Below are 9,428 nucleotides of genomic sequence, written 5' to 3'. Positions count from 1 at the left end.
TTATTGCCGGGCAGGAATAACAGGAATGAGAATAACCCTATTAATGGGCCTATTGGCCACTATCCTGACGGGGTGTCATTCCCCGTCCAAACAACCCCAATCCATCTCCGAACAGGTGATTTCTGCAACGCAGGTCACGCATAATATTCAGCCCGTTCCTTCTGATATTTATCAATACACGCCGGAAGTTATTCGTCATGGCCGATATCTGTTGGTCAGTATCGACCCGACAGCCGCACAGCGTGACCCGCTTTCTCAGCTGACTGAGGTGCGTCTCCCTGTTTCCCAGAAGCCTACGGTGGGTGATGCCCTGCGTGATGTATTGCGCCAGTCGGGCTATACCTTGTGTACACCTGAAAAAACCAATGGCATTTTATATCGCCAGCCGCTGCCTTCGGTGCACCATCAGTTCGGCCCTGTTCGGCTGCATACGGCTTTGCAGCTCATGGCAGGCCCGGCCTGGCAGCTGGACGTGGATGCGGTACAACGTCAGGTTTGTCACCATCTGCGACCGGGTTATCAGCTCCCGCAACCCCCACAAGGAAAGCAGCCATGAAAGGGTCTCAAATGGGGCTGATGGTGTGGGTCGTACTCGGCAACCCAGCATGGGCAGATACATCAACACCTTTAACATCACAGCAGACGCAGACGGTGGAAAGCCAAAAGCAAACATTAAAAACACCGGCCGGGCAGTGGGGATTGAAGGCAGATGAATACCAGCGTTATCAGCATCTGATGGCGGGGCCAAGGGGAATTCAATCGCCGGGGCTTGATCCGCTGACAACCTTGGGCATTGAGGCTGAAAACGATGCCGAACGCCGCCGTTATGCTGAGCAGTGGGTCAAAACAGAATTCGCTCGCACCGAAAAAGAACTGCGCTTTCAGCGAGAAGTGAATGCGGCCTGGCAGCGGCTGTTTCCTGATGTTCTGCCCGTTAACATGGAAAAAACACGGGAGGCAAGCGGCCGTCTGGCCCTGTTTGTCAAAGTCAAAGATTGCCCGTCATGCGAAACCCGCTTGGCTGAAGTGTTGGCTGCGAAGCAACCTGTTGATATCTATCTGGTTGACAGTCAGGGGAATGATGAGCTGTTGCGGCAGTGGGCCAAAAAGCATCAGATCCCCGTTGAGCGGGTACGTAACCGACAAATTACCCTGAATCATGATGCGGGGTACTGGTTCCGGTTTGGCAAGGGTCGGATGCCGGTCTTGTTGCGCCAAGGAGAGCAGGGATGGCAGATCACCTCATGATGAAACCGCTGAGCTTATTCCCCGTTGTGGGTTTACTATGGATGACTGCCTGCCATGCCGAACTGAATGTGATTGCCGATTTAGGCGGCAAAGATGCCTCGCCCTTTTATGACAGCATTAATGCCGAACAACATGATGCGTCTTTACCATCGGCACCGCCTTTCTCTTCCGAAGTGGCAGGTGAAGCGGCCATGCTGCCGGTCAGAACACCGGAACTGTCACCAGGGAAAGTCGGCAGCAGATCACTCCAGTTGCCGGGGATTGGTGCTCTGTTTCTGATTGGGGATGATTCGGATTCGCATCAGTGGTTAAGTCAGAATGCGGCCACATTGACGAAACAACAGGCCGTGGGGTTGGTGGTGAATGTCAGAGATATAGCTGGCTTGCAGGCACTACGCACATTAGTTCCGGGGTTACTGCTGTCACCGGCTTCCGGCACCGAACTGGCTCGCCGGTTGCAGTTGCAACATTATCCGGTGTTAATTACCGACACTCAGCTTTCCCAGCAGTTATCGCCATGAGCCGTCGTTATGTGGTTGAAGCCCTGCTGCGCCCGGCCGTTGAACTGAATACGGCGCTGGTCGCCGCCGTTGCGGCGTTTGTCTGTATTCGGGCACCCTGGGCCATCGCACTAACACCCTCCGTTAGCTATATCATGGGCGGCAGTTTTGCCGCACTGGCGATAGTGCGCACCTGGCAGGGCATTCAGGTTATCCGCTATCGCAGAAATTTGCGCCGCCTGCCGCGTTACCAGATGAGTACTAAACACATTCCCCTCAGTCACCGACAATTGTTTTTGGGGCGTGGATTTCGCTGGCAACAGAAGCATACCCAGCGTTTACAGGATACGCGCCGACCGGAAGTGGAACGATTTGTGCAACCGTCTCAGGTTTATCAGCTCGCCCGCGAACTGGAGCGTCGAACCGAATACCGTTGGCCAGACTTATCTGCGCTATTACGCAAAGACTCTGCCTGGAATCCGGTACGTCCGCTGCCACCGGTAGGGGGCAATCCGGCTATTCACGGTCTTGAGCCACAGGAAGCGGAGGTTTTTATGGACTTACGCGAGCGCGTCGGGCACACACTGGTGATGGGGACAACCCGGGTAGGAAAAACCCGGCTGGCCGAACTGCTGATAACGCAGGATATCCGACGGGGCGAGGTGGTGATTGTCTTTGATCCCAAAGGGGATGCCGATTTGTTAAGACGCATCTGGGCAGAGGCGCACCGGGCAGGGCGTGGTAATGAACTGTCCCTCTTTCATCTGGGCTGGCCGGAAATTTCTGCTCGTTATAATGCCGTCGGGCGGTTTGGTCGGGTATCCGAGGTGGCTTCCCGTCTGGCGGGGCAGCTCAGCGGCGAAGGCAACAGTGCCGCGTTCCGTGAATTTGCCTGGCGGTTTGTCAATATTGTCGCCCGTGCACTGGTAGCACTGGGGCATCGGCCGGACTACCAGCTGATTACCCGCTACGTTAATAATATCAGTGAACTGTATCAGCGCTATGCCATTAAAGTGATGGAAGAAAGGCAACCGGAACTGCTGGCGCAAATCAATCATTCCCTCAGTAAACTGAAAGAAAAAGACATTCCGCGCAATATGCAGGGGCAGCCCGATGCTCTCCGGCTCTGGGCTATGGAAATGACCCTGAGTTCTGAGGCGGGCAAACAACTCTATGACCCGATTTTGGACGGGCTGCGTTCTGCGGTACGGTATGACCGCACCTATTTTGACAAAATTGTCGCGTCCTTATTGCCGCTGCTGGAAAAACTGACCACCGGCAAAATCGCAGAATTATTGTCACCGGATTACCTCAATATGACGGATCTGCGACCCATTTTCGACTGGGAGCAGGTGATCCGCAAAAACGGCATTGTTTATATCGGGCTGGATGCCCTGTCTGACAGTGATGTGGCCTCGGCTGTAGGTAACAGCATGTTTGCAGATTTGGTCAGTGTCGCGGGGCAGATTTACAAATATGGCATGAACGCCGGATTGCCGGTTCGTCATGACGGCAAGCTGGCGATCAACCTGCATTGCGACGAATTCAACGAACTGATGGGCGATGAATTTATTCCACTCATTAACAAAGGCGGCGGTGCGGGCATGCAGGTCACAGCGTACACCCAGACCTCGTCTGATATCGAAGCCCGTATCGGCAGCCCGGCCAAAACCGCGCAGGTGGTGGGGAACTTCAATACCCTGATTATGCTGCGGGTACGGGATAACCGGACGGCGGAGCTACTCACCAGCCAGCTACCGGAAGTGGAAATCTACAGCAAGACGCTGGTATCGGGGCATTCTGATATTGCCGATGTCGAGCAGGGGCAGGATTTTACCTCGTCCACACAAGATAGGGTAGGCACCGTCAAAACACCACTAATTACGCCCGCTGAAATGATTAACCTGCCGAAAGGGCAGGCGTTTGCGTTATTGGAAGGTGGGCAGTTGTGGAAAATCCGTATGCCTTTGCCAACGGGTGATGAAGATGATGCCTTAATGCCAGCCAGTTTGCAGAACATCGCTGAACAGATGCGCAGGCATTACCGCACCAGTGAAAACTGGTGGGAAGAGAAGGGGTAGTTTCCATTTATGGCGCAGTCAGAAAACTCATCCCGCCAATCGTCCCAACCGCCCCGCAAGCCTGGTCTGCTCTATCGTGTGCTATGGGAATGGCCCTGGCAGTTTATTGGGTTTGTTATCATGTCGTGGCTATTCAGTCTGTTACTGGAATATCTCGGTATGGCGTTTTTCTGGCCGGAGCAGGGGGCGTCTCACAGTCAGACCATGATGAAAACCGAGCTGCAATTTTTATCCTCGGAATTTACCCGAAGTCTGTTATTGGCTGAACCTTCACAAACCGTTTCAGCATGGCTGGCACAGGTTTACCAGTGGCTGTTTGTGGAAAGTGGTTTTATGAACTGGGTTCAGGGGCAGCGGCAATATCAATTCCATAGCAACAATGATTTTTTGCGCGAGTTTAATGCTGTGTTACATGGACTATTGGCGCATTTGCGGGAGTATTGGCTGGCAACTGTGTTTATCACGATGGTGACGCTGATCCGGTTGGCAATACTGCTGTTATCCGTTCCCTTGTTTGCAATGGTGGTATTAGTGGCATTGGTTGACGGGCTGGGACGGCGGGATTTGCGGCGTTACGGGGCAGGATACGAATCGAGTTTTGTTTATCACCATGCCAAACGGGGAATTAAACCGGCCTGCACGGTTCCCTGTGTACTGTATTTATCGTGGCCGGGTGTAGTGTATCCCACCGTGATATTGCTACCGGCAGCGATAATACTGGGTATGGCGGTGGTAATAACAACGTCGATGTTTAAGAAGTACATCTGAATGGGTAGCGATACGTAGCAGTTGCATCCTTTAACAGTGTAATGTAAGTACCATTTTTGATCTATATCCCACTATCGATTCCAAAATAGGGACAGTATATTGTATTCATATTATCCTAATTTTTTAATTTTAATTAACTAGCAAGGTGAATAAAAGAATGGAAGATATTCTTAATTATCTACTTCACAACTCCAAACCAATCTTAGCATTGATCAGTGCATTTTGTTCTGGCGTTTTGGTAATAATATATCGAGTCTATAAGGGAGTTACTTTTCTCAGTAATAGAAGGATTTCAAAAAACAAACACTATCTTAATGAATATATTGATTTTATAAATAATGAAAATAAAAAACATATAGAAAACATGATAGAATCAGAGGTAATGTTTAAAGTGACAAAAATAAAATCGTCAAGATTAAGGAATTTAATTTCAAAATTAGAGCGTAATGACGTTAGGCCTGATTATATACGTGACATTAGAAAGTTAAATTTTTATGTGTCTTTTGATACTGAATTTCCAGTTATTAAAATTGATTTTCAGTACAAACTAGGCAGGTTTTTTGAAATGATAATAGGAGGGATGACTTTTTTTGGCATGATTTTAACATCCTTAATATTATATTGTTATAAGAATGAGGCCCTGCAAGTATCTTATTATTCGTTTACAGCTATATTTTTGATATTTCTTGGTTGTTTTTCTGTTTTTGCGATAAAATTATCTCCATCGAGAAAAAGAATAAAAGAATTAAATAAAATTTTATCGGAGTGCAGACTGAATGGTTAGTTTGGGAAGAAATGAAAAATATTATTTTCGTTATAAGAATTTGATAAGGTAATTTTCTTTAAATAGCAGCTAAAATTGCTAGGTTAATATAAATTAATTTAGCATAAGGTTTATATCAAAAATTTATTGTTCGTGGCGCTGAGTAATGGCAGATAAAACGGGTGTTTGTTTTGTCTGTTATTACTCAGTAGACAAGCCGTTCGACGGCGCGTCAGTGATAATTATTCATGCATAATTCTGTCCACTTGCGTATTACCATGAAAGAGATCAGGTAATAACGCTGTTTTTCAAGTTAATTGTCTCTCAAATTGTCTTTATCTTTCTATCAGCATGCACCCAGCTCCCATGCTTTTCGTGCTCATCATCAGGGACGTTTAAATCAATCCGCAGCATGGGGGCCTTCATGATTAAGTGTTGGTTGAATCAATTAATCAGACTATTTAGCTAATTTGCATTATTACATAAAGAGTTTATTGCTGATTTGACCTTAAAAACCTCGCATCCTCGATATTCTGAATTTCATGACGAGGTGCGTGTTGATGCGTGGTAGTTTTTCCCTGTTCCGTTTTGCCTGTCTGATGGGGCTGACCCTATTGTGTGTGCCGCTTGCGCAGGCAGCCGAGAAAGATGAACTGGCCAGTGCCAAAAACCTGATTGAGCAGGTACAAATTGCACTGGAACGCGCAAGCATGGACGAAAAGCAGGCTGATGCCCCAACCCTCCCTCGCTACTACTTTGATTACGCCCGTATCAGTACCGATCTCAACACCATCAAAGCCGGCATCGATCACTACCTGACCCCCTCCCGTGGTCAGCCGGGCGGGTCTGCACCGTTATCCGGCCAATACCGTCAGGAACGTCCGCAATGACCCCCACCCAGCGTAATGCCTTTGAAGTCGCCTCAGGACACTTTGATATTTATTTTCTGTCTCTGGTGTGCGTCGGTTTTTTCTTAGCGACCCTGTTTCTTTGGGCGGCCTGGGCGGCGGTGGATGTCTGGAACGGTTGGGCGAATGAAAAAGTACGTAACCAGGCCCTCAGCCAGTTTGCCCTGCGAACAGCCCTCTTACTGGTGATATCGGTCTGGATGTTTGCCAGTTAATGCAATGAACCTACTGAAAAAGGAACCGCGTAAATATGAAACCAATATTAACGGCCTGCCGTCGTCTCAGCACTAACCTGATAACGCGAATCAGCACCGTGTTTTTGTTGTTCGGCCTGGCCTGTGAATCCGCCTGGGCTGATTTACCTGCGATCGAACCGCCGAAAAGTGGCGGTGGGGGCGGGTTATTGGGACAAGTGAAGGGCTACGCACAGGATGGCATTGTGATTGGGGGCTTAATCCTCTCGGCTGTGGCGTTTTTTAAAGTCGCCTCTGCCGCCGTGGAAACCTTCTCCGAAGTGCGTGACGGCAAAGCGACCTGGACACAGTTTGGCTCCATTATTGTGGTCGGCGTGGTGCTGCTGGTTGCCGTGATCTGGCTGCTGGCAAAGTCGGCCGGCATTATTTTTTAAGGTGCCGCTGATGCAGACGATCCCGTTCTTACCTGATCGCTTAAACGCTGAGCCAGTGGTATTTCGCGGCTTCACCACCCCGGAGATGGGACTGGCGGCAGTAGCCGGCGTAGGTGGTGGGCTGATGGTGAGCCTGCCCCTCATTCCGTTAGTGGGCTGGGTCATGATACCCACGGGCATGCTGGTCATGCCTTTGCTGTTGGTGAGCTTTGGCGGGCGCTGGCTCGCGCAGCTGAAGCGTGGCAAACCGGAAAACTATCTCTGGCAGAAACTGGAAGAGAAAAAACGTCGGCTGGGGATCGGTGATCCGACGTTGATTATTGCGGCTCAGGGCTGGTCGCTACGGCGCAGCAGGAGCACGCGATGAGCCGGTTTCGCCATGCACTGAAAAACCGTGATCAGCATATTCTGACGCTGCGGCTCGCTTGCGGGGTGCTGGTGCTGGTCTTGTTGATCGCGCTGGTCGGCTGGATGACGGCACCCCGTAATCTCACCATTCATAATCCGCCGGATTTACGCAGTGGCAGCACCCGGGCGTGGTGGGAAGTCCCTGCGCCGAGTGTCTACAGTTTTGCGTTTTATATTTTCCAGCAACTGAATGCCTGGCCGAAAAATGGGGCGCAGGATTATCCGGCCAAAATTGTGGCCTTATCGCCCTATCTGACGCCAGCCTGTCAGGATTTTCTGCGGAAAGATGCCAAAGCCCGGGCTGACAGTGGCGAACTGGCTGACCGGGTTCGCGTGGTGTATGAAGTACCCGGCCGAGGCTATGAGACGAACAGTGTGACAGTACACAATCAGAATAACTGGGGGGTGCGGCTGGATTTGGTGGCCGATGAGTATTACCACGCCGAACCCGTCAAACGGGCGTTGGTACGCTATCCTCTGAAAGTGGTGCGCTGGGAGGGGGATGCAGAACGTAATCCGTTCGGGCTGGCACTGGATTGCTACGATGAAATGCCACAACGGTTGGAAGCCATGTCGCCATCCGTGGAAGAGAAAAAAGGGATGTTTCAATGAAAAAATGGCCTTCTCTTTTTGCCTGTTTGGGGCTGGTGCTGTTGTTCAGTTTTGGGGCAAATGCAGATGAATTGTTGAAATGGGAACGCATTCCATTATCAGTGAAGCTGAAAGTGGGTCAGGAGCGGATTATTTTTGCTGACCGGAATATGCGTGTCGGCGTACCCCCATCACTCAGAGATAAACTGCGGGTGCAAAGCGCCGGCGGGGCAATTTATCTGAAAGCCAGCCAATCATTTTCGCCGACCCGTCTGCAATTGCAGGACAGTGAAAACGGCGAAATTATCTTGTTGGATATCCGTACCGCCAAAACGGCTCCGACCGAACCGGTACGCCTTATTTATCCGGATGAAAAATCCGGCGTGTCAGTCGAAAAATCCCCTTCGCAGAGCAAAACCAGATTATCTGCACCCGTGCCGGTGGTGTTGACTCGCTATGCCGCGCAGCAGCTATATGCTCCGCTGCGCACCCTTGAGCCGGTCACTGGCATTCATCCGGTCAACCTGCATTTACCGGCGATAATCACGACACTCTATCCCTCAGCGCCGATAGCCATCTCTCCGCTGGCAGGCTGGGGAGTGAAAAATTATTCCGTCGTAGCGCTGAAATTGCGCAATACCGCCAAACGCACTATTACGCTCGACCCGCGGGCCTTGCAGGGGCAGTTTGTGGCCGCCACGTTCCAGCATCGCTGGTTGGGCGCAGCCGGTACACCGGAAGATACCACGGTGCTGTATCTTGTCACTCAGGGTCAGCCGGATAACGCCTTTATTCCTGAGCCGACCGCCGTGAAATCGGGAGACCCTCATGCAGATTAAATCCAACAGTCTGGTCAAGATACTGGTGCCGGCGGTGCTGATGGTCGGCGGGTTTATCGGCATCAAAAGTTGCAGTTCAACAGACACGGTTGCGCCCGCGACACCGCCCAATAATGCCCTGGCCTCGCTGTCCCCGGAGGAGTTACAGGTACTGGGTATCGGCGGCGATACGCCGGAAGATACCCTGCGAACACTGGTCGGCACACTCAATAAAGTGCGGGCAGAGCAACAACGGTTAACCCGGCAGAATGCCGATATCCTGAAAGAAAATGACCAGTTAAAAAACCAGCATCACGATGTGGCCGGTCAGATAGATGCCGCCGTTGCCACCCTTCGGCAGGCTGATGAACAGCGCCAGCGCGAATTACAGGATGAGCAGCAGGGGTTGCTGGCGCAGATTGATTTACTGACCGAGCGGTTAAATGCCACACCCCTGTCAGTACCGGACAGCGCGATGCCGCTGGGGTCGGGGAATTCCCCTTATTCAATTAATCCAGCCAAGGCGCAGGATGATCTTATCTGGATAACACCCGCCGATGAAAAACCGACAGATAGGCAAAGTATCGGCAATGGCAACGCGACGGCACGCTTTCCAACCTCATTTTTAAGTGAACAGCCCGTTGCAGGGCAAAATCAATCTCAGCCTGTTTCGCTTCAGACTCCTTCAAAGGAAAAAAACGAAAAACCGGTCTAT

Annotated in this window: 12 protein-coding genes and 1 pseudogene; all 13 read left to right on the top strand. The window is 50.9% G+C overall.

From position 1 onward, the window contains the following. Positions 1 to 25 precede the first annotated feature (25 nt). Positions 26 to 556: a PFGI-1 class ICE element type IV pilus protein PilL2 gene (pilL2, locus tag BM100_RS21330; RefSeq protein WP_092514608.1), complete on the top strand. Its 531-nt coding sequence runs from the start codon at positions 26 to 28 to the stop codon at positions 554 to 556. Beyond that, positions 553 to 1,248, top strand: a complete 696-nt coding sequence (locus BM100_RS21325; protein ID WP_092514606.1) for a TIGR03759 family integrating conjugative element protein — start codon at positions 553 to 555, stop codon at positions 1,246 to 1,248. The genes pilL2 and BM100_RS21325 overlap by 4 nt, the downstream gene beginning before the upstream one ends. Then, positions 1,230 to 1,769, top strand: coding sequence for an integrating conjugative element protein (locus BM100_RS21320; protein WP_092514604.1), 540 nt, complete (start codon positions 1,230 to 1,232; stop codon positions 1,767 to 1,769). The genes BM100_RS21325 and BM100_RS21320 overlap by 19 nt, the downstream gene beginning before the upstream one ends. Then, a complete protein-coding gene (gene traD, locus BM100_RS21315) occupies positions 1,766 to 3,829 on the top strand; it encodes a type IV conjugative transfer system coupling protein TraD (RefSeq protein ID WP_092514602.1) in 2,064 nt (687 codons plus the stop codon). The genes BM100_RS21320 and traD overlap by 4 nt, the downstream gene beginning before the upstream one ends. Positions 3,830 to 3,838: 9 nt before the next feature. Beyond that, positions 3,839 to 4,597, top strand: coding sequence for a TIGR03747 family integrating conjugative element membrane protein (locus tag BM100_RS21310; protein WP_092514600.1), 759 nt, complete (start codon positions 3,839 to 3,841; stop codon positions 4,595 to 4,597). A 157-nt stretch (positions 4,598 to 4,754) separates the two neighbouring features. Continuing rightward, complete coding sequence (locus BM100_RS21305; RefSeq protein WP_092514598.1) at positions 4,755 to 5,381, top strand: hypothetical protein; 627 nt, start codon at positions 4,755 to 4,757, stop codon at positions 5,379 to 5,381. A gap of 539 nt (positions 5,382 to 5,920) precedes the next feature. Continuing rightward, entirely contained in the window at positions 5,921 to 6,250 is a 330-nt protein-coding gene (locus BM100_RS21300; protein WP_092514596.1) for an integrative conjugative element protein, RAQPRD family, read from the top strand. After that, positions 6,247 to 6,483, top strand: coding sequence for a TIGR03758 family integrating conjugative element protein (locus BM100_RS21295; protein WP_092514594.1), 237 nt, complete (start codon positions 6,247 to 6,249; stop codon positions 6,481 to 6,483). Before BM100_RS21300 ends, BM100_RS21295 begins: the two co-directional genes overlap by 4 nt. A gap of 35 nt (positions 6,484 to 6,518) precedes the next feature. After that, complete coding sequence (locus tag BM100_RS21290) at positions 6,519 to 6,896, top strand: TIGR03745 family integrating conjugative element membrane protein (RefSeq protein WP_169924800.1); 378 nt, start codon at positions 6,519 to 6,521, stop codon at positions 6,894 to 6,896. Positions 6,897 to 6,906: 10 nt separating this feature from the next. Continuing rightward, complete coding sequence (locus BM100_RS21285) at positions 6,907 to 7,263, top strand: TIGR03750 family conjugal transfer protein (protein ID WP_092514592.1); 357 nt, start codon at positions 6,907 to 6,909, stop codon at positions 7,261 to 7,263. Continuing rightward, positions 7,260 to 7,916 carry a PFL_4703 family integrating conjugative element protein gene (locus BM100_RS21280; RefSeq protein ID WP_092514590.1) on the top strand — a complete coding sequence of 219 codons (657 nt, stop codon included), beginning with the start codon at positions 7,260 to 7,262 and terminating at the stop codon, positions 7,914 to 7,916. The genes BM100_RS21285 and BM100_RS21280 overlap by 4 nt, the downstream gene beginning before the upstream one ends. Further along, entirely contained in the window at positions 7,913 to 8,734 is an 822-nt protein-coding gene (locus BM100_RS21275; RefSeq protein ID WP_092514588.1) for a TIGR03749 family integrating conjugative element protein, read from the top strand. The genes BM100_RS21280 and BM100_RS21275 overlap by 4 nt, the downstream gene beginning before the upstream one ends. Next, positions 8,724 to 9,428: pseudogene (locus BM100_RS21270) on the top strand (TIGR03752 family integrating conjugative element protein); the annotation flags it as partial. The gene BM100_RS21275 and the pseudogene BM100_RS21270, both read left to right, overlap by 11 nt.

Source organism: Xenorhabdus mauleonii (assembly GCF_900113945.1).
Lineage (GTDB): Bacteria > Pseudomonadota > Gammaproteobacteria > Enterobacterales > Enterobacteriaceae > Xenorhabdus > Xenorhabdus mauleonii.
This window is presented reverse-complemented; position numbering and strand designations above follow the sequence as displayed.